Below are 24635 nucleotides of genomic sequence, written 5' to 3' on the forward strand. Positions count from 1 at the left end.
ATAGAGTTATACATACGTATAACTCTACAAAATATGAGTATATTCCAAAATGTTTTTTCCAATCAATAAAATAGTTACTAATAAAAATAAAGTTCTTACATATCCAACACCTTTTTGGACTGCAAACTTTGATCCAAAATAAGCGCCAAAAATCATCGATAATCCCATAATAATACCGTATTCAAAATGAATTACGTCTAAAAATAAAAAAGTAATTAAAGATACGATATTACTAACAAAGTTCAAAAGTTTTCCAGATGCTGCTGCTTGAATAAAATCCAAACCAATTAATAAAAATGCAAAAATTAAAAAGGATCCTGTCCCTGGTCCAAAAAATCCATCGTAAAACCCTATCATTAAAATAACAAAGAAAAATATTAATGTTTTTCTTTTCGTCATCTTCTTATAGGTAGATACACTTCCCCAATCTTTTTTTACAATAATATAAATAGCAATACACACCAACATCACAAGCACTAACGGACGTAAAATATCCGGCGGAATAAACTTTACTACTAAAGCACCTGCGACCGCCCCTATAATAGTTAACGGGATTAACTTTCCTACAATTTTAAAATCGACCTTTCCTGATCGAATAAAATAAATTGCACTCGTAAACGTCCCCATCGTTGCCGCTAATTTATTTGTTGCAATTGCCGAAGCTGGTGGTAAACCAACAAACATAAGTGCAGGAAGCGAAATTAATCCTCCACCGCCAACAACTGAATCAATAAAAGCTGCTAAAAAGCCGAATGCAATTAATAAAATAATGACTTGAAAACTTAATTCATCCATGTGCTTTACCCCTTACCCCCATTATTTATAACATTTTAAATTATAACAAAATTATTCAAGAAAAAAAGCCGTTCCATAAAGGAACGGCCCTCCTATTTAATCTAAAATTTTCACAAACGGTTCATCTTGCTTCGCTTCACGTATAATAATTGCTTCTGGGCGTTCTACAGATTTAATCGTTACTTGTACTTTCATATAATTCGGGAAGTATTCCGTAACAAGCCCGGCTACGTATTGTGTAAAACCAATTATTTCTGCTTTCCCATTAAATTGGACAGGAATATCAAGCTTTATTTCTCTTAATTCATCGTCTCTATACATACCAGTACCGATAACAGCTGTATAGTCGCCTTGGAAATAATCGCTTAGTTTTGCTTTAAAGTTCGATACTCTTGCAAGGTCTTCACGTTTATTATCTGTTTTCGCTTGTTCAGATGGGAACAAATAATATTTCTCATTAATTTGTTTCCAATCCTCAACCGTTTCACTGCCTTTTTCAACATTCGCATAAGAAACAAAGTTACCTGGCACGAGTGAAGCCTTTGGAGCCTGACGATAAATTGCAAATGTTATCGGAAGGGTTTTTGTTTCAGGATCTTCTTTATGCATAACTTTTATGATTTCTTGCGCCATTTTTTTCCCTTCAGCTAACATTTTTTCTTGTTCAATTTTAGCCTCACGCGGATAACCATGCTCTTCCTCGTAATAATGAACCGAATTCATCGCTAAACCAACTACAATGCCTTGGCGCTCATCTGTTTCGCCTTTTTTCACATAATAATCATGCTCTAAAATATTCGAAATATATATTGGATTTTTCTTGTTTTTTTCCTCTAACGGTTCAGATCCTTCACCTAACGCTGGATTTAACCCTATGTTTGGAAAATTAACTGCATCCTTTTTTAATTTATCCTCTAGTTCCTTTTGTTCAGCATCTGTACGCTTTCTTTTAACAAGCATCTGCACAGTTTGAGTTTTTAGAGTTTTTCCACCTTTAAAGAAATGATCTTTCGTACTAAAGGATTCTTTTGCAATACGCATTAATCCTGTTTCAAATTCATCTATATCAAGACGATTACTTACTCCTTGTACAACTAAACCACGTGCAGCTCCTGCGTTAAATGGAATAGTCGTCTTATAATATTCATCCGAAATAGAGTACTTCGGAACGATTGCTTGTTCTTTTGCTTTCCCCGATTTCTCAACCACTTTGTCATCTTTGTCGGCACCTGCACTACATCCACTTACAAGTAGACCAAGGCTTAATACCGCTAATGCTATTTTTTTCATGGTAAGTTTGCACCTCTTACTTATTTAGCTCTTGTAAGAACCTCTCTTCATTCCAAACCTCAACATTATGCTTCTCTGCTTGTGCTAATTTCGAACCTGCTGCTTCACCTGCAACAACTAAATCCGTACTTTTACTAACACTTCCTGTTACTTTTCCACCTAATGCCTCAATCTTCTTCTTCGCTTCACTACGTCCCATAACTTCTAATTTACCTGTTAAAACGACAGTTTTTCCTGCGAAGTACGACTCAACATTTTGTAAATCAGCAATTTTTATACCTTTGTATGCCATATTCACGCCATACTCTTTAAATTGTTGTAATAACTCTAATACGTCTTCATTATCAAAATACGTCACGACAGATTGAGCCATTTTTTCACCAATCTCATTAATTGCTTTTAGTTCTTCTTCCGTTGCTTTCACAAGCGCATCCATCGTTTCGAAATGCTCTGCAAATGTACGTGCTGCTTTTGCTCCGACATGGCGAATGCCAAGGCCAAATAATAATCGCTCTAATGAGTTTTCTTTAGAATTCTCAATTGCTTGCACTAAATTCGTTGCTGATTTTTCACCGAATCGTTCTAGCTGCAATAATTGCTCTTTCGTCAACGAATATAAATCAGCAAATGTACGAATATAATCCGCATCAAAGAGTTGTGTAATGACACGTTCTCCAAGTCCATCAATATTCATTGCATTTCTTGAAACGAAATGAATTAACCCTTCTCGAATTTGAGCTGGACAAGTTGGATTTATACAACGAAGTGCTACTTCTTCTTCTAAACGAACTAGTTCACTCTCACATGCTGGGCAATGCGTTGGCATATGATATTCTTCTTCCTCACCAGTACGCTTATCGAAAATAACGTTCACAACTTCAGGAATAATATCTCCGGCCTTCTTCACTACAACATAGTCACCAATTCGAATGTCCTTTTCACGAATTAAATCTTCGTTATGTAAAGAAGCACGACGAACGATAGTACCAGCCACTCGCACTGGCTCTAACTCTGCTGTCGGTGTTACAACTCCTGTGCGACCAACACTTAATTCAATGCCTGTTAATCTTGTTACAACTTCTTCAGCCGGGAATTTATAAGCAATTGCCCATCTTGGACTCTTTGCTGTAGTTCCTAAACTTTCTTGAAGAGCAACATCATCTACTTTTATAACGATTCCATCAATCTCATAATCAAGATGCGGGCGTTTTTCTTGCCATTCTTCTACATAAGCTATAACTTCTTCGATTGTTTCACATGTACGACGATTTGGATTTGTTTTGAATCCAAGTTCACCTAAGAAATCAAGCGATTCACTATGCGATGGAATTGTTTTTTCTTCTACATTCGCAAGACCATACACAAACATAGATAAGTTACGCTTCGCTGCAATTTTCGGATCAAGTTGGCGTATTGAACCTGCCGCCGCATTACGCGGATTCGCAAATACATCTTCACCATTTTGTTCTTTTTCTTCATTTAACTTAACGAATGAACGCTTCGGCATATAAGCTTCGCCTCGTGCTTCTAATGTTACTTCTTCATTTAAACGGAGCGGGATCGCTTTAATCGTTTTTAAATTTTGGGTAATATCTTCACCTGTTACACCATCACCACGTGTTGCCCCTTGAATGAAGCGTCCTTTTTCATAATGAAGTGAAACAGCAAGTCCGTCAATTTTTAATTCGCATATATATCTTACATTCGCATCATCAATTCCTTGGCGTACTCGTCGGTCAAAATCACGTAAATCTCCTTCGTTAAATGCATTTCCTAAACTTAACATCGGTGACTTATGTGTTACTTTTTCAAATATATCAAGAACAGTTCCCCCAACACGAATGGAGGGAGAGTCTTCACTCATAAACTCTGGATTCTCTGCTTCTAATTTTATAAGCTCCTGCATATTACGGTCATACTCCGCATCAGAAACAGAAGGATTGTCTAATACGTGATACTGATAGTTAAATGTATTTAACAAATCGCGCAGTTCTTCTATACGTTGTTTTGCTATCTCTTTTGACATATCCTCATTCCTTTCCTATTGTTTCGTCACAGGTGCAAATTTTGCTAACAAACGTTTAACACCAATTGGGCTTGGGAACGCAATATCTAATTCTTTTGCATCACCTTCACCTTTTACACTGACAACTGTACCGACTCCCCATTTTTGGTGGGACGCTTTATCACCTACTGCCCAGCCAATTTGCTCGCCGCCTGTCGTCTTAGCTGCAGGACGCGCGAAAGCTGAACGAGAGCGTGTTGTGGTTGTAGTTGTCATTTTACTTGTACTTGTCGCTCTGCCTTTTGCACCAAACGAAGTTTCACGCTTTGGCGCTGTTTCATTTAACGATTCTACTAGCTCTGCCGGGATTTCTGTAATAAATCGAGAGGCAGCGTTCATACTTGTTCTACCAAATAAAGTACGCATTTGTGCATTAGATAAATATAACTCTTCTTCTGCACGAGTAATACCTACATAAGCAAGGCGACGCTCTTCTTGCATTTCATCTTCTTCCATTAGAGAACGAGTATGCGGGAATATTCCTTCCTCTAACCCAACAATAAAGACAACTGGGAACTCTAATCCTTTCGCTGAGTGCATCGTCATTAAAATAACTTCCTCACCCGCAGTTGGATCTTCATCGACACGATCAATATCAGCAACAAGCGCTAAGTCTGTTAAGAATGCAACAAGGCTCTTATCTTCGCTTTGTGATTCAAATGTTTGCGTAACAGATAAAAACTCATCTAAGTTCTCTAAACGACCTTCTGCTTCTAAAGTACGCTCGTTTTTCAACATATCGCGATAGCCTGTTTTTTCAATAACTTCTTCTACCAATTCTGTAACAGATAAATACTCTTGCATATTTACCCAGTTGTGTAATAAACCAGCGAATTCTTTTACTGCCTTTGTAATTTTTGCACTTACTCCAACATGCTCAATCTCATCGAATACAGCAGTTAATGAAATTCCATTTTGTACACCGTAATTAATAATTTTATCGATAGAAGTCGCACCAATTCCGCGCTTTGGCATGTTAATAATACGTGCGAAACTAATCTCATCATCTGGATTCCCAATTAAACGTAAATACGCCAAAATGTCTTTAATCTCTTTACGATCGTAGAACTTTGTACCGCCGACAATTTTGTAAGGAATATTAGATTTCAGGAAAATCTCCTCGACCATACGAGACTGCGCATTTGTACGATATAACACTGCAAAATCAGTATATTTTCGTTTTCCCATTTGAATATCGTCACGAATTTTTTTCGCAACAAAATATGCTTCGTCTTTTTCCGTTGCAGCACGGTAATATGAGATTTTGCTTCCAACTTGATTATCTGTCCATAATTTCTTCGGTTTACGGTTTGAATTTTTTTCAATAACAGCATTCGCTGCATTTAAAATATTTTGTGAAGAACGATAGTTTTGTTCTAACAGAATAACTTGCGCATTCTCATAGTCTTTTTCAAATGACAAAATGTTAGAAATGTCAGCCCCGCGCCAGCGGTAAATAGACTGATCTGAGTCACCTACAACACATAAATTTTTAAAACGTGCTGCTAAATGCTTAACAAGAAGGTACTGCGCTTTGTTCGTATCTTGATACTCATCCACGTGAATATATTGGAATTTGCGCTGATAAAACTCTAGTACTTCTGGAACACGTTCAAATAACTGAATCGTTGTCATAATTAAATCATCAAAGTCTAATGAGTTATTTTTCAGAAGACGTTTTTGATATTCTGTATATACATCGCTCGTTAATTTTTCATATGGATCAGCTATTGTAATTTTCTTTGCATATTTATCTGCAGATAACAATTCATTTTTCGCATTACTAATACCCGCTAAAATAGAGCGCGGCTCAAATTTCTTCGGATCAATATTACGTTCTTTCATGATTTTCTTCACAACCGTTAACTGATCGCCTGAATCTAAGATTGTAAAGTTACGATTAATACCAATACGATCGATATCACGTCGTAAAATACGTACACACATAGAGTGGAACGTAGAAATCCAAATATCTTCTGCTTCTGGTCCGACAAGTGTATCAATACGCTCACGCATTTCACGAGCCGCTTTATTTGTAAAGGTAATAGCTAGTACATTCCATGGTGCCACACCTTTTTCACCAAGTAAATACGCAATACGATGTGTTAACACACGTGTTTTACCACTACCTGCACCTGCCATTAATAGAAGTGGTCCGTTCGTTGTTTGTACTGCTTTTTGTTGCTGCGGATTTAAACCATTTAATAACCTGTCTGTCTTACTCATATACGCCTGCACCTACTCTCCTTTTACTGCTTTAACTGTTTTTAACGCGGATTTTATATCATCATAAATAATATTTCCAACAACTACTGTATCAGCGTATTGCGCCATTTCCTTCGCTTGTTCAGCATTAGAAATACCGCCGCCATAATACAACTTCGCTTGTTCTAATTCTGTTTTTACATTTTTAACAAGTTCAACATCTCCATACGTACCGCTATATTCTAAATAAAATATCGGTAAACGTAATAGCTTGTCTGCTAAACGCGCGTATGCAATCACATCATCTTCTGTTACATCACATTTCGCATCTGTAAGCTGGGCTACTTTCGCTTCAGGATTTAAAACACAATACCCTTCCATGAAAATTTCGTCCCAATCCATAATATCCCCAAATTCTTTCAAAGCCTCATGATGAACGCCTGTTACCCATTCTACTTTTCGGCTATTTAAAACGCTTGGGATATAATAAAAATCAAATCCTGGTGTAATTGCTTCCACATCAGAAACCTCTAACACACAAGGAACCGCATATCTACGAATGCTAACTAGCATGTGTAGTACATTATCAATTGTCACCCCATCACTTCCGCCTACAATAACAGCATCTGTTCCAGACTCACAAATCATTTCTAAATGTTCATCACTTAACTCCTTATTCGGATCAAGCTTAAATACATGTTTCCACCCGGAAATATCGTACATGAAAACACCCTTTCTTTTCTCTATTTATATATATTTCTGTTCAAAATAACAGTTTATTTTCATTAGGATTTTTTAACTTCATCTTAAATATTTGTTTAAAACGGAGAATTAAGTTTGGAATTCCCTCTTCCACATTTTTTCAAACTAGAGGATTTAGTTTTGAACTTCCTTTTTATGCATTCTTTCATTATAACAAAAAAAGCTACTTACACACACGCACATTCCAACATCTTTTTCAACGTCAAATGTTGGATTACATATCTCAAAAATCACACGGGATACTAATAAGAGAAATAGTATTATCTATTTCAACTTTCATAAAAAGGAGTGTTTTTCTAATGAAGCAAAACATCGGTACAATAAATGCCCTAATTCGAATTACACTCGGACTTATCCTCTTCGGCTGTAGTAGCGCTAAACTTGTACGCAAGCCGTGGTGCACTTGGTCTAACGTCTTGCTATGGATTGGTGCAATGAAAATTGCAGAGGGAATTGTCCGTTTCTGCCCTGTTGTTGAAATGTGGAAATTCGGAAAATACATGAATATGGGGGCATTTAAAATGCCTAGCATGAATTTTACTGAAAAGGGACATGCTAAAGAAGAAGTGAATCAAACTTCCAATCACGACAAACCACGGTCAAATGGAAGTTTTGACGCTTCTGACAAAGAGATTGAGTCAGCGATTGAAGATATAATCCTGGCAAAACCGCTTTGAATCATTTGTCACGATGCAAGATGCTCTCAAAGAGACTTAGCTGCTGCAGTGGGCGGTTAAGTCTTCTTTATTTTACCATAAATCAGAACGTACATTCTCATTTTAGACCTTAAAATATACATAAGCGGTACCCAATCAATAAAATTCAGAAAATTAGGTGTAAACCCCTTGCTTAAAGTGATATAAAAGTGATATCATTTTTATATCAGGAGGCGATCATATGAAAGAAAAACAAGTATTTTATGTTAATGGTTTTCTTGGGATTATTGGAATTTTGATTTTAGCCGCTATCGGTGTATTTTTCCTTATACAAGAAATTTTCATAGGAGCAGCATTAACTATTATTTTAGCCGCAGTTCTTGCTACAGGTATTGGTATTGTTCAACCCAATCAAGCGAAAGTCATTACGTTTTTCGGTAATTACTTAGGAACAATTCGTCAAAATGGTTTATTTTTAACGATTCCGTTCGCATTCCGTCAAACTGTATCGTTACGTGTTGAAAACTTTAATAGTAAGAAATTAAAAGTAAATGATGTTGAGGGAAATCCGATTGAAATTGCAGCCGTTATCGTATATAAAGTTGTTGATTCTGCAAAAGCAATGTTCGGTGTTGAACATTACGATCGATTTGTAGAAATTCAAAGTGAAACAGCAATCCGCCACGTTGCAACAAAATATCCTTATGACAATTTCCAAGATGAAACTTGCATCACGTTACGCGGAAACACGGAAGAAATCTCTGAAGAATTAAAACGTGAGTTAGAAGCACGCCTTGAAATCGCTGGGGTAGAAGTATTAGAAACTCGTTTAACACATTTAGCTTACGCAACAGAAATTGCCCATGCAATGCTCCAACGTCAACAAGCAAAAGCAGTATTAGCTGCTAGAAAAGAGATTGTTGAAGGTGCTGTGAAGATGGCAAAAGATTCAATCCATATGTTAGATGAGGAAGGCGTACTGGAACTCGATGACGAGCGTAAAGCAAATATGGTGAATAATTTATTAGTTGCCATCGTTTCAGATAAAGGTGCGCAACCAGTTATTAATACAGGAAGCCTATACTAAAAGGTTGTAAATTATTATGGCTAAAAAGAAAAGCTTTCCATTACGTATTGATCCTGAATTACACGCTGTCATCGAAAAATGGGCGAATGATGAGTTTCGTAGCGTCAATGCACACATCGAATATTTACTTCGAGAAATGGCAAAGCAAAAAGGAAAATTGAAAAAAGATAAAGATGCATAAAAAATCCCGCTGATTTCTCAGCGGGATTTTTTAATACAATGATGATGTTTTCTTTGTAATTATATCTTAAAACATAGATATAACATTATTAATAGAGGTGGTTCGCTTTGCCTATAAAACATTACTATAAGAAAACGAGTTTATTCTTCATTGCACTACTCTCATTCAATCTTGTCGCTTGCTCAAATAAACGACCAACGATCGATACATCTAATAAAGAATATAGTTTTGAAACCGCCCAAAAATATGGTGATGTCATTCAAAAGAATGACACAGTTTACAATATCGAAAAATTAGATACCTTCATTAAAAAATATAATTCAAATAAGAGTCACGCCATTCGAATCACTCGATTTAACGAAAAAGATGAACCTCTCATTATAGATTTAACAGTAAAAAAAGAAGGGAAACGACATCTTTGTATTATGATGTTGATTACTCAAAAACAAGCGACCGAAATACAGAAAACCAAAAAAATCAATATTCCAATAGTAGTTGCCAAAAAATTTCAAAGAAAGTTTCATCAACAGCAATAACTTATCAATTACAATGCCCTGACATTATCGATCTTATAAAATTTCCTAAATAAAATAATAAGAAAAGCGGAGAATGAACTACATCATTCTCCGCTTTTCCTGCCGCTAAAAATTTAATATTACTAGCTTCTCGTCATCTCATGCCCAATTGCACGATATCCTATATCACTTCGGTAAAATAGACCATCACTCTCAATTTTATCGATTTCTTTATACACCTTATCTTTCGCTTCTTGTAAACTATTTGCCTTACAAGCAACAAATAGTACACGGCCACCGTTTGTTACAAAGTCACCATGCTTCATCGCTGTGCCTGAATGGAAAACAATTACATCCTGCAATGCGTCTAATCCGTTAATAATGTCACCTTTTTTATATGCTTCTGGATATCCTTTTGAAGCAAGTACGACACCGATTACGGCTTCTTCTGACCATTGTAACGTTAACTCACTTTCATCTAATACAGCGTTACATACATCAACTAAATCATTTTCTAAGCGTGGTAATACAACTTCTGTTTCAGGATCGCCAAAGCGGGCATTAAATTCAATTACCTTTGGGCCATCATTTGTTAAAATAAGTCCCGCATATAAAATTCCTGTAAATGAACGGTTTTCTGCAATCATCGCTTTAGCAGTTGGATGTAATACCGTTTTTATCGCCTCTTGAACTGCTGATTCTGGAATTTGTGGTACTGGAGAATACGCGCCCATTCCGCCTGTATTTGGACCTTTATCACCATCAAAAGCACGTTTATGATCTTGCGCAATTACCATCGGATGCACATTTGTTCCATTCACAAATGCCATTAATGAAAATTCTTGTCCATCTAAAAACTCTTCAATAACAACCTTCTTACTTGCTTCGCCGAACTTTACATCTTGTAGCATTTCTTTCGCAGCTTGTAATGCCTCTCCAAGTGTCATTGCTACTGTTACACCTTTACCAGCAGCTAATCCATCTGCCTTAATAACAATCGGTGCACCAACTTTTTGAATGTACTTTACTGCTTCTTCATAATCTGTAAAAGTTTCATATGCCGCAGTTGGAATATCATACTTTTTCATCAATTCTTTCGTAAAAGCCTTACTACCTTCAATAACAGCAGCCGCCTTATTTGGGCCAAATACACGAAGTCCCTCTTCTTTAAAACGATCAACAATTCCATTCATAAGCGGAATTTCTGGTCCAACGAAAGTTAATTCAACCTTATTCTCTTTAGCAAATAAAACTAATGCATCAAAATCATTTTCATCAATATCAACTGGTGTTGCAACATCGCGCATACCTTCATTACCCGGTGCTACATATACCTTTTCCACCTTTGCAGATTGTGCAAACTTCCAAGCTAAAGCATGCTCACGCCCACCGCGGCCGATTACTAAAACATTCATATTTCATCCCCCAATACTTAAATAAGTACAAACTAGAAGCTATGCTCCTAGTTTGTTTTCATATCAATAAAAGTTTAAAAAAGAGAATCAAGAACAACGACGGCGTGCGACAGTTATCTCGACCGGACCTTTTAAACATCCATATCAAGCACAGTTTAAAAGGTAGGATCGGGAGAACCGAGCAGGTCAAGGCGCATTCGCCAGGAGGACACGGAGTGTAGTTTTCCTACATGAGTACCGCACTGGTAATGCAACGACGACATGCGAAGGTTATCTCGACCGGACCTTTTAAACATCCTCTATTAGTGTTTGAAATGACGTACGCCAGTGAACACCATAGCAATCCCATACTCATCTGCCATCTTAATAGAATCTTCATCACGGATTGATCCGCCTGGTTGAATGATTGCTGTAATTCCTGCTTTTGCTGCTGCTTCTACTGTATCTGGCATTGGGAAGAAAGCATCAGATGCAAGTGCGCTACCTTGTGCTTTTTCGCCAGCTTGTGTAATTGCGATTTTTGCAGAACCTACACGATTCATCTGTCCCGCGCCTACACCAACTGTCATGTTATCATTCGCTAAAACAATTGCATTTGATTTCACATGTTTTACAACTTTCCAAGCTAGTTTTAAATCTTTCCACTCTTGCTCTGACGGTTCACGTTTTGTCGGAATTGAAATTGTACTTTCATCTAATGATAACGTATCTTCCTCTTGAACAAGAAGACCCCCTTGTACAGAAGTTAATTTTTTGCTTGCGCTTGTCGCTTTTTCAATATCTACAGTTAGTAAGCGTAAGTTCTTCTTGCTTTGCAATACTTCTAAAGCTTCTTGTGAGAACGACGGAGCGATAACAATTTCTAAGAAAACTTCATGTAACTTTTCAGCTGTAGCTTTGTCAATCTCACGATTTGCTGCGATAATACCACCGAAAATGGATACTGGATCTGCTTCATAAGCGCGTGTGTATGCTTCATGAATATCAGTTCCTACTCCAACACCACATGGATTCATATGTTTTACCGCTACTACTGCTGGTTCTGTAAATTCTTTCACGATACTAAGCGCTGCATCTGCATCGTTAATATTGTTATAAGATAATTCTTTACCGTGTAATTGTTCTGCGTATGCAACAGAAGAAGTTACAGCGAATGGCGCTTTATAGAATGTTGCTTTTTGATGTGGATTTTCTCCATAACGTAAATCTTGTTTTTTCTCAAATGTCACTGTTAATGTTTCTGGGCTTTCTTCACCCATTTGCTCTGTTAAGTAGTTAGAGATTAACGCATCATATGCCGCTGTATGACGGAATACTTTCGCTGCTAATTTACGTTTCGTTTCTTCTTTTACTTCACCGTTCTCTTTCAGTTCTGCTAATACAACATCGTAATCTACTGGATCTACAATTACCGATACAAATTTATGATTTTTCGCAGCAGAGCGAATCATTGTTGGACCACCGATATCAATATTTTCAATTGCATCAGCAAATGTTACATCAGGCTTAGCGATTGTTTCTTTAAATGGGTATAAGTTAACAACAACAAAATCAATTGGCTCCATACCTAACTCATTCATTTGCGCTACATGCGTTTCATTATCGCGAACTGCTAATAGACCACCATGAATATTTGGATGTAATGTTTTTACACGACCATCCATAATTTCCGGGAACCCAGTTACTTCAGAAATACCGATTACTTGCAAGCCGTTTTCTTCTAGTAATTTTTTCGTACCACCTGTTGATATAACTTCGATTCCTTGTTCTAGTAAACCTTTAACAAATTCTACTACTCCTGTTTTATCTGAAACACTTACTAATGCACGCTTTTTCATCTATCTTTCACCCCTGGTTGTATGTTAGTTAACAGTTGGTTCTTTCACAGATTGAACAATTTGATTCACTGTATTTACGTATAATTTATGTTCAACTTGTTGAATTTTCTTTTGTAAGCTTTCTCTCGTATCCCCTTCAGAAACAACTACCGCCTCTTGTGCAATAATTGGCCCTGTATCCATACCTGCATCTACATAATGAATCGTTACTCCAGTTACTTTCACACCTGCTTCTAACGCTTGATCAACAGCATCTTTCCCTGGAAAACTCGGTAATAGTGATGGATGAATATTAATAATCTTTCCGCCGTAGGCTTCTAGTAAAGTTGGTCCAATTAAACGCATATATCCAGCTAAAATAACATAATCAATTTCATACTCTTCTAGCTTCTTTAATATTTCTTTTTCAAACGCTTCTTTTGACTCATATGCTTTCGCTGAAAAAGCGAAACATGGAATATGATGATAATGTGCCCGTCCAACAGCACGTGCTTCTGGTTTATCACATACTAATAAACTAATATCCGCGTCTAATCTTTTTTCTTCTACCGCATTGATAAGAGATTGAAAATTAGAGCCGCTCCCAGAAGCAAAAACTGCTAATCTACTCATAGTGCCGCTCCCCCATTAAAGGTAACGCCGGCCCCTTGTACAGTACGTCCAATAATACTAGCTGTTTCTCCTTGCTCTTCAAGAAGACGAACGATATCTTTTGCCTCTTCTTCCTTCACTGCTACTACCATACCAATACCCATGTTAAAAATATTGAACATTTCTTTCTCTTCTAGTTTTCCAACTTCTTGAAGTAAACTGAAGATCGGTTGAATTTTCCAAGATCCTAATTCAATTTCTGCACCGATTCCTTCTGGTAACATACGTGGAATATTTTCAATGAATCCGCCACCTGTAATATGCGCCATACCGTATACTTCATATTTCTTCAATAGTTCTAAAATAGGTTTGACATAAATTTTCGTTGGTTTTAATAATTCTTCACCAAGAGGTAGTTCTAAGCGTCCGTAAATACGATCTAAAGATAGTTCTCCATCTTCTAATAATACTTTTCGTACTAAAGAATAACCGTTACTATGAATACCGCTAGATGCTAAGCCAATTAATACGTGACCAGCTTCAATTTTTTCACCTGTTACAATTTTCTTTTTATCAACAATACCAACTGTAAAACCAGCTAAATCGTATTCTTCCGTAGAATACATACCTGGCATTTCAGCTGTTTCCCCACCAATTAATGCACAACCAGCTTGGCGACAGCCCTCTGATATACCTTTGACGATGTTTTCAATTTTACTAGGTTCAGCTTTACCACAAGCAATATAATCAAGGAAGAAAAGCGGCTCTGCTCCTTGGACAACAATATCATTTACACACATTGCTACTGCATCAATACCAATTGTGTCATGTTTATCTGCCATAAAAGCGAGCATCAATTTCGTTCCCACGCCATCTGTTCCAGATACTAATACAGGTTCTTCTAATGCAAATTTTGATAGATCAAACATACCTCCAAAACCGCCTAAACCGCCTAGTACTTCTTTTCTCATTGTTGTTTGTACGTGTTTTTTCATGCGAGATACCGCTTCATATCCAGCTTCAATATCTACTCCTGCTTGCTTATATGCATTCGCCATCGTTATCTACACCTCGTCTTTTAATTTCTCCCTATCTAGGGCAGGCCGTTTTAAGAAAGAAGCTAGCTTCTACATCAAAAGAAGTAGAAGCTTTTTTCTTCTTATTTCATACTTTCTAAAAGCTCTTGCTCATAATCATAAAGAGCTGTTGGGTAATCTCCATTGAAGTAAGCCATACATAGACCGCCGTATTTCCCTTCATATGGACGTCCAATTGCATCTACTAAACCATCTTCACTTAAAAATGTTAATGAGTCTGCACCGATTATTTCACGAATTTCTTCTACTGTATGATTTGCTGCAATTAATTCTTTTCTCGTTTGAATATCAATGCCATAGAAGCATGGATATTTCAGAGGTGGTGACGCAATTCTTACGTGAACTTCTGTCGCTCCAGCCTCGCGAAGCATGCGAACAATTCGTTTACTCGTTGTTCCTCTTACGATAGAATCGTCAATCATAACAACTCGTTTTCCTTCAACTACACCTCTTACTGCTGAAAGCTTCATCTTAACCCCTTGCTCTCGCAGTTCTTGAGAAGGTTGAATAAACGTACGTCCAACGTAACGATTTTTAATTAATCCTAACTCATATGGAATACCTGTTGCCTCCGCATAACCAATTGCTGCCGAAATACTAGAGTCTGGCACGCCAGTAACAACATCAGCTTCAATAGGGGCTTCTGCCGCCAAACGTTTTCCCATGTTTTTACGTGCTGCATGGACGTTAATACCTGCAATATTAGAATCTGGACGCGCAAAGTAAATGTACTCCATACTACAAATTGCATGATCTACTTCATTTGTAAAACGATCTACGTGAATTCCTTCATCATTGATGATAAGTAGTTCACCTGGTTCTACATCACGAATGTATGTTGCACCTACTACATCGAAAGCACATGTTTCCGATGCTACAACGTAAGCATCCCCCATCTTTCCAATTGAAAGAGGACGGAATCCATTCGGATCTAGCGCAACGATCATTTCATTTCCAGTTAGTAAAAGATATGCAAACGCACCTTTTACTTTATTTAGAGCCTCTTTTACACTCTCAATTAATGAATCTTTCGTACTACGTTTAATAAGATGTAAAAGTACTTCTGTATCTGAACTTGTTTGAAAAATACTTCCCTCTGCTTCTAATTCGCGGCGAAGCATTTTTGCATTAATTAAGTTTCCGTTATGAGCTAATGCCATACTATGATCAGAAAAACGGAATAATAATGGTTGAACGTTAGCAACTTCACTTCCGCCAGCTGTCGCATATCGTACGTGTCCAATTGCTGATTTTCCGTTTAAGCCTTCTAGCTCACCTCTTGAAAATACTTCCGATATTAAACCTAACCCCTTGTGACCAACAATTTTCTCACCATTATTTACGACGATGCCTGCGCCTTCTTGTCCACGGTGCTGTAAACTATGCAATCCGTAATACGAAACTTGTGCTGCATTTTCATGCCCCCAAATTCCAAAAACGCCACATTCTTCATTTAACCCCTTTATTTCAGCAAGCATGGGATTGCCCCTTTCCAAGCCTTTCTCATTTCATCTACATTTGCTGTAAGTAATACTTCATTTTCTTCATTATGAATTGTTACTTCATTTGTATTTGTCACTTCTCCAACTTGAAGTGCTTCTACCGCTTTCTCGAACGCTTCCTTATTTTCACGTTTTACAGTGATAACGAAGCGAGATTGTGATTCAGCGAATAATACGGCTGTTGCTTCTCCATCTAATTTCACAGTAGCACCTAAGCCGTTAGCACCAATTGCGCTTTCTGAAATCGCAACTGCTAAACCACCTTCTGCAACATCATGAGCAGATTGAACAAGGCCAGCTTGAATTGCTGCTAATACTTGTTTTTGACGCTTTAATTCTACATCTAGATCGATGCTTGGCGATTGACCGAAAATTTTGCCGTGAATCATTTTCTGTAATTCACTTCCACCAAACTCAGCTTTCGTCTCTCCAATTACATAAACTAAATCGCCAGCTTGCTTAAACTCTTGTGTTGTTACATGTTTTAAATCATGTACAAGTCCAACCATCCCAACTGTCGGTGTTGGATATACAGCTTCACCACTACGTTCGTTATACATTGATACGTTTCCGCCGATAACTGGCGTTTGTAATGTGCGACAAGCTTCACTCATACCATCTACTGATTTCTCAATTTGCCAGAAGATTTCTGGTTTTTCTGGATTACCGAAGTTTAAGCAATCTGTAATTGCAAGCGGCTCTCCTCCAGAACATACGATATTACGTGCTGCCTCTGCTACTGCAATTTTACCGCCCACTTCTGGATCTAAATAAATGTAGCGAGAGTTACAATCTGTCGTCATTGCTAACCCTTTTTCTGTACCGCGTACACGTACAACTGCCGCATCTGAACCTGGTGTAACAACTGTGCTTGTACGAACTTGATAATCATATTGATCATAAACCCACTCTTTACTTGCAATCGTCGGTTGTTGTAATAGAGCGAATAACGTTTCTTTATAATTTTCTACTTTTGGTGTTTCCATTTTCATTGCCTGGAATTCAGCAAAGTATGCTGCTTCTTTTGATGGTTTATGATAAATTGGTGCTTCTTCTGCAAGAGCATCTGCTGGTACTTCAGCTACCTTTTCACCTTTATGGAATAAGCGAAGCATTTTGTCTTCCGTTACTTTCCCCATCGTAACGGCTGCAAGACCGTACTTCTCAAATAAATCTACTATTTCTTGCTCTCTACCCTTTTTCACAACGATTAGCATACGTTCTTGTGATTCAGATAGCATCATTTCATATGGTGTCATTCCTGTTTCACGCTGCGGTACATCATCTAAGTACATTTCAATACCCATTCCTGCTTTACTTGCCATTTCCGCAGAAGATGATGTTAAACCAGCTGCACCCATATCTTGAATTCCAACAAGTGCATCTGACTGAATCAGTTCTAAGCAAGCTTCAATAAGAAGTTTCTCCATAAATGGATCTCCTACTTGAACTGCTGGACGCTTCGCTTCTGAGCTTTCAGATAACTCTTCAGATGCGAATGTTGCACCGTGAATACCGTCACGACCAGTTGATGCTCCTACGTACATTACTGTATTTCCAGCACCGTGCGCTTGCCCTTTTTTAATATCTTCATGATTAATTAAGCCTACGCACATTGCATTTACAAGTGGATTTCCTTCATAACATGGATCAAACTGTACTTCGCCGCCAACAGTCGGAATGCCGATACAGTTACCGTATCCTGCAATCCCTGCTACTACTTCTTCAAATAAATATTTCACACGTGGTGACTGTAATTCACCGAAGCGAAGTGAGTTTAATAAAGCTACTGGGCGTGCTCCCATAGAGAATACGTCACGGATAATACCACCAACACCTGTTGCTGCTCCTTGATATGGTTCAATAGCAGATGGGTGGTTATGACTCTCCATTTTAAATACAACCGCTTGATTATCACCGATATCTACAATTCCAGCACCTTCCCCAGGTCCTTGTAAAACGCGCTCACCTGTTGTTGGGAATTTTCGAAGCACTGGTTTTGAATTTTTATAACTGCAATGTTCAGACCACATAACTGAGAATAATCCTGTTTCTGTATAATTTGGCAGACGGCCTAAAATCTTTTCAACCATGGCAAACTCTTCGTCTGTTAGCCCCATTTCCGCATATATGCGCTCTTCTTTAATTTGTGTTGGATTTGGTTCAAGCATTAACGACATATGTTTCCCTCCACTGTTTTAAGATAGATTGAAAGACTTTTAACCCTTCAGCACCGCCCAGTAATTCATCTACAGCACGCTCTGGGTGTGGCATCATACCAAGTACATTTCCTTTTTCATTTACAATACCAGCAATATCTGAAACGCTTCCATTCGGGTTTTCTACGTAACGGAATGCGATTTGATTATTCTCTTCTAATTGTTTAAGAGTCTCTTCATCACAATAGTAATTCCCCTCACCATGTGCAATTGGGATATTAATGACTTCATCTTTTTCATATTGTGATGTAAACATCGTTTCATTATTTTCAACACGTAACTGAACTGTTCGGCACATAAATTTCAAGTTTTCGTTTCTCATTAATGCTCCTGGTAGTAATCCTGATTCAACAAGAATCTGGAATCCATTACATACACCTAAAATCGGCTTTCCTTGCTCAGCAGCTTTTTGCACTGCTTTCATTGCATTCGCGAAGCGAGAAATAGCACCACAACGTAAATAGTCACCGTAAGAGAATCCACCAGGTAGTAAAATTGCATCATATTCATCTAAATTCTCTCTATCGTGCCAAACGTAATCTACTTCTTCACCAAGCTCATCTTTAATTGCATGGAACATATCGACATCACAGTTCGAACCTGGGAATACTATAACTGCAAATTTCACTGTGCGACAACCTCCTCAACTTCATAACGGAAGTCTTCCATTACAACGTTTGTTAATAGTTTTTCACACATTTCTTTTACCTTTGCGTCAAGGTCAGATACTGATTTATCAATTGTTAATTCCATATATTTTCCGATTCGAACGTCTTGTACTTCTGTGAACGAAAGACTATGAAGTGCCCCTTTTACTGCTGTTCCTTGTGGATCTAATACGCTTTCTCTTAATGTTACATATACCTTAACTTTATACATGTGAAATTCCCCCTAAACGTTTTAAAATCTCTTCATAAGCTTCTGTTAAATTTCCAAGGTCACGACGGAATACGTCTTTATCAAATTTTTCATTGCTCGTTTCATCCCATAAGCGGCAAGTATCTGGTGAAATTTCATCTGCTAAAATGATTTCTCCTTCATCTGTTACACCAAACTCTAATTTAAAATCTACTAATCTTACACGACAGCTTGCGAAATGATCAATCAACACTTGATTGATTTGTAGAGCCATTTCTCTTAATACGCTTACTTGCTCTGGCGATGCAACGTTTAATACACGAATATGATCTTCCGTTACAAGTGGATCTCCTAAATCATCATCTTTGAAGTAAAATTCTACGATTGGTTCTGCAAGTACAGTTCCCTCTTCCATTCCTAATCGTTTTGAAAGACTTCCTGCAATTACATTTCTTGTGACAACTTCTAAAGGAATAATACTCACTTTTTTAACAAGTTGCTCTATCTCAGATAACTTCTCAACGAAATGTGTTTTAATTCCTACTTCTTGTAACTTTCTGAACAATAAAGTTGTAATCTCATTGTTCAAACGACCTTTTCCTGTAATCGTCTCTTTTTTCTCCCCATTGAAAGCAGTCGCACTATCTTTATACTCTACCCAAACCATATCTGCTGATTCTGTACGATAAATTCTTTTTGCCTTACCTTCATACAGCAATTCTAGCTTTTGCATTTCGCAAGCCCCCTGTAGTTTGAAAAATGTGAATAATATTTTTATAAATAATGGCACAGAATGACTCTATTCTGTGCCATATGGAATTTTACGCCTCGTTTAATCCTAAGCGTTCAAAGATTGTATCAACGTGTTGCATATGATGCTCATAGTTGAAGCATTCATTAATTTCTTCTTGTGTTAACTTGCTCGTAATGCGCTCATCAGCTTCTACAAGCTCTTTAAATTGTACTTGTGTTTCCCAAGCTTCCATCGCTTTAGGCTGTACGATATCATAAGCTTCTTCACGTACCATACCTTTGTCGATTAATGTAAGCATTACACGCTGAGAGTAAATTAAGCCGTATGTTCTTGTCATGTTACGTTTCATATTCTCTGGGTATACAGTTAAGTTTTTAACGATATTACCAAAGCGATTTAGCATGTAATTTAATGCGATTGTAGCATCTGGTAATATTACGCGTTCTGCCGAAGAGTGAGAAATATCACGCTCATGCCATAATGGAACATTCTCATACGCTGTCATCATATAACCACGGATAACACGAGCTAAACCAGTCATATTTTCAGATCCAATTGGATTACGTTTATGTGGCATTGCAGAAGAACCTTTTTGGCCTTTTGCGAAAGCCTCTTCAACTTCACGTGTTTCACTCTTTTGTAAACCACGAATCTCAACTGCCATCTTTTCAATAGATGTTGCGATTAGTGCAAGTGTTGACATGTAATGAGCATGGCGATCACGTTGTAATGTTTGTGTTGAAATTGGTGCTGCTTCTAATCCTAAGTTTTCACAAACATACTTTTCTACGAATGGATTGATATTTGCGTATGTACCAACCGCACCAGATAATTTACCAACGCGAACTGTATCCGCAGCTTGTTTGAAACGCTCTACGTTACGTTTCATTTCTTCATACCAAAGACCAAGTTTTAAACCAAATGTTGTTGGTTCTGCATGAACACCGTGTGTTCTTCCCATCATGATCGTGTATTTATGCTCTTTCGCTTTGTTAGCTAAAATGCTTACAAAGTTTTCTAAGTCTTTTAATATGATTTCATTTGCTTGTTTTAAAATGTAAGATAACGCTGTATCTACTACGTCTGTAGATGTTAAACCGTAATGAACCCATTTACGTTCCTCACCTAATGTTGGTGTTTCTGATACAGCACGAGTGAATGCAACTACGTCATGACGTGTCTCTTTTTCAATTTCATAAATACGATCAATATCAAATGATGCATGCTCACGAATTTTTTTAACATCTTCTTTTGGAATATCGCCAAGCTCAGCCCATGCTTCACAAGCTAAAATCTCAACTTCTAACCACGCTTTAAATTTGTTCTCTTCCGTCCAAATTGCACCCATTTCTGGGCGTGTATAACGACTAATCATTTTTTTCCCTCCAACAGTTGTTCTTGATGGTCCCAAATATGCAAACTCTTTGCTTTTTCTAGGGCGACTTCAATATTATCATTTAAAATATTAACATGCCCCATTTTTCGCTGCGCTTTTGCTTCTTCTTTTCCATACAAGTGTAAATAGCACCCGGTTAATCTATTCACTTGTCTTAGGACCCCTTCTATATGTTCGCCTAAAATGTTTACCATGACAACTGGTTTTAACAAATTTGTTTCTCCAAGAGGTAAATTACAGATTGCTCGAATATGTTGACCGAATTGACTCGTTTCACATGCATCCTGTGTATAATGGCCTGAATTGTGAGGTCTTGGTGCTAATTCATTAATATAAATCTCACCATCAGCTGTAGCAAACATCTCTACCGCTAGTGTTCCCACAAGTTCTAGTTCATCCGCGAGCACCTTTGCATAAGCAATTGCTTTTTGAGAAAGTTCTTCTGTAATGCGAGCTGGAACGATAGATTCATGCAAAATGTTATTTACATGAATATTTTCCGCTACCGGAAATACTTTCGTTTCACCACTTACACTACGAGTGACAATAACTGATACTTCTTTTTCAAAAGGCACCCATTTCTCTAAAATACACTCTGCTGCATTCGCAAGCTCTCGCGCTTTATCAACGTCAGCTTCACTTCTTAAAACAACTTGCCCTTTCCCATCATATCCACCTGTCGTTGTTTTTAAGACGGAAGGATATGATAACTCGGTAATTGCTTCAGTAAGCTGCTCTTCGTTTTGAACCAATCTATACGTTGCTACTGGTAATCCCGCTTTTTCAATTGCATTCTTTTCTGTAAAACGATTTTGCGTTTTACTTAACAACTGACTGCCTTGCGGTAAGTAAGCATGTTTTTCAAGCCATTGCAAACATCTATAATCAATATTCTCAAATTCATATGTGACAACATCACTGATCTCCGCTAAATGCTGAATTGCTTTTAAATCATCATATGATGCAACAACTTCAATATCCGCAACTTGTGCACATGGTGAATTTTTTGTAGGATCTAAAACAGCAATTTTATATCCCATCTCCTTAGCTGCCAATGCCATCATTCTTCCTAGCTGGCCGCCTCCAATAATGCCGATTGTTTTTCCAGGTAAAATGATTCTCGTCATACTAGCTCACTACCTTCGCGCACATCTTTTTCAATTGCTTCTCGTCTTAATTCTAATGCATCATGTATATCATCATGAAATGATCCAAGTATTTGTGCAGCAAGTAAACCAGCATTTGTTGAACCAGCCTTACCAATTGCAACAGTTGCAACCGGAACCCCTCCTGGCATTTGGACGATGGATAATAATGAATCTAAGCCGTTTAACGCTTTTGATTGAACTGGAACTCCGATTACAGGAAGATTCGTCTTCGCTGCAACCATTCCTGGTAAATGCGCTGCTCCACCAGCTCCAGCAATAATAACTTTCAATCCACGTTCACGAGCCGTTTCTGCATATTCAAACATATAATCCGGAGTCCGATGAGCTGATACAACTTTTTTCTCATACGGTATATTTAATTCATCTAAAATGTCACAAGCATATTTCATTGTTTCCCAGTCTGACGTGCTTCCCATTATGACTCCAACTAGTGATTTCATATTAGAATCCCCCCGATTCAAATAAAAAAAGCCTGAAATAGAACAGTTTCTCTTTTACTATGAGAGAAAGTGCTCTACTCAGGCATACGTATCCCTTGTGAATAGAAAAATACCGAGTGACTTTCCCTCATAGTCTAACGAATAACGGTCGTTAGGTAGAGACTTGCAGGCCATATCCCCGCGATTATATGAGGTCTTATATATTATTCTTTCTATGGCTATATTAACAATATTTCATAAACAATGTCAACAAATAATCGAATGTTTTTTTATTACTCACCAATAACGTTCGTGTTTTAGTTATATTCAAAAGAATAATTGTAACTATATGCAAGAAGGATAAGAAATTAGAACATATATTTCTAGAGATCTATCTTACATATAATCGTTTATATTCATTTTATAAGGAGAACAATAACAAAAAAATAACTATACTCTTTCACATTTGTTCCTTTGTATCGCAGTCATTGCTGTAATGATTGAATACTCCTTTATATCATCTCACTTTTAACGTTCCCTATTATAGGGATTATTTTAGGAGCACTTGGAATAGCCTTATTTTCATTCTTTTTTCTTCTTTAGGCTTATATAAAAATAAACACAAAAAAACCTAAGTCGAATCGACTTAGGTTTTTGCTTGGCGACGTCCTACTCTCACAGGGACAAGGTCCCAACTACCATCGGCGCTAGAGAGCTTAACTTCCGTGTTCGGTATGGGAACGGGTGTGACCTCTCTGCCATCATCACCAAACTATGAAGGCATATTCCTTCAAAACTAGATAACATTGCTACATATTATATGGTTAAGTCCTCGATCTATTAGTATTCGTCAGCTCCACATGTCACCATGCTTCCACCTCGAACCTATCAACCTGATCATCTTTCAGGGATCTTACTAGCTTACGCTATGGGAAATCTCATCTTGAGGGGGGCTTCATGCTTAGATGCTTTCAGCACTTATCCCTTCCGCACATAGCTACCCAGCTATGCCCTTGGCAGAACAACTGGTACACCAGCGGTGCGTCCATCCCGGTCCTCTCGTACTAAGGACAGCTCCTCTCAAATTTCCTACGCCCACGACGGATAGGGACCGAACTGTCTCACGACGTTCTGAACCCAGCTCGCGTACCGCTTTAATGGGCGAACAGCCCAACCCTTGGGACCGACTACAGCCCCAGGATGCGATGAGCCGACATCGAGGTGCCAAACCTCCCCGTCGATGTGGACTCTTGGGGGAGATAAGCCTGTTATCCCCGGGGTAGCTTTTATCCGTTGAGCGATGGCCCTTCCATGCGGAACCACCGGATCACTAAGCCCGACTTTCGTCCCTGCTCGACTTGTAGGTCTCGCAGTCAAGCTCCCTTATGCCTTTGCACTCTACGAATGATTTCCAACCATTCTGAGGGAACCTTTGGGCGCCTCCGTTACACTTTAGGAGGCGACCGCCCCAGTCAAACTGCCCACCTGACACTGTCTCCCGGGTCGATAAGACCCGTAGGTTAGAATTTCAATACAGTCAGGGCGGTATCCCACCAGCGCCTCCACCGAAGCTAGCGCTCCGGTTTCAATGGCTCCCGCCTATCCTGTACAAACTGTACCAAAATTCAATATCAGGCTACAGTAAAGCTCCACGGGGTCTTTCCGTCCTGTCGCGGGTAACCTGCATCTTCACAGGTACTATAATTTCACCGAGTCTCTGGTTGAGACAGTGCCCAAATCGTTACACCTTTCGTGCGGGTCGGAACTTACCCGACAAGGAATTTCGCTACCTTAGGACCGTTATAGTTACGGCCGCCGTTT

The 24635-nt window shown here is 38.1% G+C and carries 20 protein-coding genes, 2 rRNA genes, 1 pseudogene and 1 riboswitch (1 of these 24 only partly in view); of the genes and pseudogenes, 4 read left to right on the plus strand and 19 right to left on the minus strand.

Annotated features, from left to right (window positions below):
• Positions 1-24: 24 nt before the first annotated feature.
• The 5 genes from AABL52_RS25280 to AABL52_RS25300 all read right to left on the minus strand — a co-directional run bounded on the left by AABL52_RS25280 (position 25) and on the right by AABL52_RS25300 (position 7078).
• The gene (locus tag AABL52_RS25280; RefSeq protein WP_098258197.1) at positions 25-795 is read right to left on the minus strand and encodes a TSUP family transporter; all 771 of its coding nucleotides are present in this window, start codon (positions 793-795) and stop codon (positions 25-27) included.
• 96 nt (positions 796-891) lie between these two features.
• Complete coding sequence (locus AABL52_RS25285; protein WP_120449394.1) at positions 892-2085, minus strand: CamS family sex pheromone protein; 1194 nt, start codon at positions 2083-2085, stop codon at positions 892-894.
• 16 nt (positions 2086-2101) lie between these two features.
• Positions 2102-4111, minus strand: coding sequence for an NAD-dependent DNA ligase LigA (gene ligA / locus AABL52_RS25290; protein WP_000031462.1), 2010 nt, complete (start codon positions 4109-4111; stop codon positions 2102-2104).
• Between the two features lie 15 nt (positions 4112-4126).
• On the minus strand, positions 4127-6376 hold the full coding sequence (gene pcrA, locus AABL52_RS25295) for a DNA helicase PcrA (protein ID WP_341518671.1): 2250 nt from the start codon (positions 6374-6376) through the stop codon (positions 4127-4129).
• Between the two features lie 12 nt (positions 6377-6388).
• Entirely contained in the window at positions 6389-7078 is a 690-nt protein-coding gene (locus tag AABL52_RS25300) for a heptaprenylglyceryl phosphate synthase (RefSeq protein WP_000272095.1), read from the minus strand.
• A 338-nt stretch (positions 7079-7416) separates the two neighbouring features.
• Between AABL52_RS25300 and AABL52_RS25305 the strand changes: the two genes are divergently transcribed.
• The 4 genes and pseudogenes from AABL52_RS25305 (at position 7417) to AABL52_RS25320 (ending at position 9630) form a co-directional block, all read left to right on the plus strand.
• Positions 7417-7794, plus strand: a complete 378-nt coding sequence (locus AABL52_RS25305; protein WP_000812333.1) for a YgaP family membrane protein — start codon at positions 7417-7419, stop codon at positions 7792-7794.
• 220 nt (positions 7795-8014) lie between these two features.
• A complete protein-coding gene (locus tag AABL52_RS25310; protein WP_000660678.1) occupies positions 8015-8860 on the plus strand; it encodes an SPFH domain-containing protein in 846 nt (281 codons plus the stop codon).
• Positions 8861-8876: 16 nt separating this feature from the next.
• On the plus strand, positions 8877-9041 hold the full coding sequence (locus AABL52_RS25315; RefSeq protein ID WP_001085171.1) for a toxin-antitoxin system HicB family antitoxin: 165 nt from the start codon (positions 8877-8879) through the stop codon (positions 9039-9041).
• Between the two features lie 107 nt (positions 9042-9148).
• Positions 9149-9630 (plus strand): annotated as a pseudogene (locus AABL52_RS25320) (DUF4362 domain-containing protein).
• Between the two features lie 69 nt (positions 9631-9699).
• On the opposite strand, the gene purD reads toward AABL52_RS25320, so the two are convergent.
• From purD to AABL52_RS25390, 14 genes are all read right to left on the minus strand, one after another.
• Positions 9700-10971: a phosphoribosylamine--glycine ligase gene (gene purD, locus AABL52_RS25325; protein ID WP_341518672.1), complete on the minus strand. Its 1272-nt coding sequence runs from the start codon at positions 10969-10971 to the stop codon at positions 9700-9702.
• Positions 10972-11273: 302 nt separating this feature from the next.
• Positions 11274-12809, minus strand: a complete 1536-nt coding sequence (gene purH, locus AABL52_RS25330) for a bifunctional phosphoribosylaminoimidazolecarboxamide formyltransferase/IMP cyclohydrolase (RefSeq protein WP_000745428.1) — start codon at positions 12807-12809, stop codon at positions 11274-11276.
• 24 nt (positions 12810-12833) lie between these two features.
• Positions 12834-13421 (minus strand): phosphoribosylglycinamide formyltransferase, encoded by a 588-nt coding sequence (gene purN / locus AABL52_RS25335; RefSeq protein ID WP_000088564.1) that lies wholly within the window; start codon positions 13419-13421, stop codon positions 12834-12836.
• Entirely contained in the window at positions 13418-14458 is a 1041-nt protein-coding gene (gene purM / locus AABL52_RS25340) for a phosphoribosylformylglycinamidine cyclo-ligase (protein ID WP_001262433.1), read from the minus strand. The genes purN and purM overlap by 4 nt, the downstream gene beginning before the upstream one ends.
• Positions 14459-14559: 101 nt before the next feature.
• Positions 14560-15975, minus strand: coding sequence for an amidophosphoribosyltransferase (purF, locus tag AABL52_RS25345; protein ID WP_000879028.1), 1416 nt, complete (start codon positions 15973-15975; stop codon positions 14560-14562).
• Positions 15960-18179, minus strand: coding sequence for a phosphoribosylformylglycinamidine synthase II (gene purL, locus AABL52_RS25350; protein WP_098239744.1), 2220 nt, complete (start codon positions 18177-18179; stop codon positions 15960-15962). The genes purF and purL overlap by 16 nt, the downstream gene beginning before the upstream one ends.
• Entirely contained in the window at positions 18163-18846 is a 684-nt protein-coding gene (purQ, locus tag AABL52_RS25355) for a phosphoribosylformylglycinamidine synthase subunit PurQ (RefSeq protein ID WP_000666772.1), read from the minus strand. Before purQ ends, purL begins: the two co-directional genes overlap by 17 nt.
• Positions 18843-19097, minus strand: coding sequence for a phosphoribosylformylglycinamidine synthase subunit PurS (gene purS, locus AABL52_RS25360; protein ID WP_000278821.1), 255 nt, complete (start codon positions 19095-19097; stop codon positions 18843-18845). Before purS ends, purQ begins: the two co-directional genes overlap by 4 nt.
• The gene (gene purC, locus AABL52_RS25365; protein ID WP_097819407.1) at positions 19090-19809 is read right to left on the minus strand and encodes a phosphoribosylaminoimidazolesuccinocarboxamide synthase; all 720 of its coding nucleotides are present in this window, start codon (positions 19807-19809) and stop codon (positions 19090-19092) included. The genes purS and purC overlap by 8 nt, the downstream gene beginning before the upstream one ends.
• An 88-nt stretch (positions 19810-19897) precedes the next feature.
• Positions 19898-21205 (minus strand): adenylosuccinate lyase, encoded by a 1308-nt coding sequence (gene purB / locus AABL52_RS25370; protein WP_016133478.1) that lies wholly within the window; start codon positions 21203-21205, stop codon positions 19898-19900.
• Positions 21202-22353 (minus strand): 5-(carboxyamino)imidazole ribonucleotide synthase, encoded by a 1152-nt coding sequence (gene purK / locus AABL52_RS25375; protein WP_341518673.1) that lies wholly within the window; start codon positions 22351-22353, stop codon positions 21202-21204. Before purK ends, purB begins: the two co-directional genes overlap by 4 nt.
• Positions 22350-22835: a 5-(carboxyamino)imidazole ribonucleotide mutase gene (gene purE, locus AABL52_RS25380; protein ID WP_000839367.1), complete on the minus strand. Its 486-nt coding sequence runs from the start codon at positions 22833-22835 to the stop codon at positions 22350-22352. The genes purK and purE overlap by 4 nt, the downstream gene beginning before the upstream one ends.
• 110 nt (positions 22836-22945) lie before the next feature.
• A riboswitch (purine riboswitch) is annotated at positions 22946-23047 on the minus strand.
• Positions 23048-23470: 423 nt separating this feature from the next.
• Positions 23471-23586, minus strand: a 5S ribosomal RNA gene (gene rrf, locus AABL52_RS25385).
• A gap of 48 nt (positions 23587-23634) precedes the next feature.
• A 23S ribosomal RNA gene (locus AABL52_RS25390) occupies positions 23635-24635 on the minus strand (it continues 1921 nt past the right edge of the window).

This window comes from Bacillus paramobilis (assembly GCF_038096195.1).
GTDB classification, from domain to species: Bacteria; Bacillota; Bacilli; order Bacillales; family Bacillaceae_G; genus Bacillus_A; species Bacillus_A mobilis.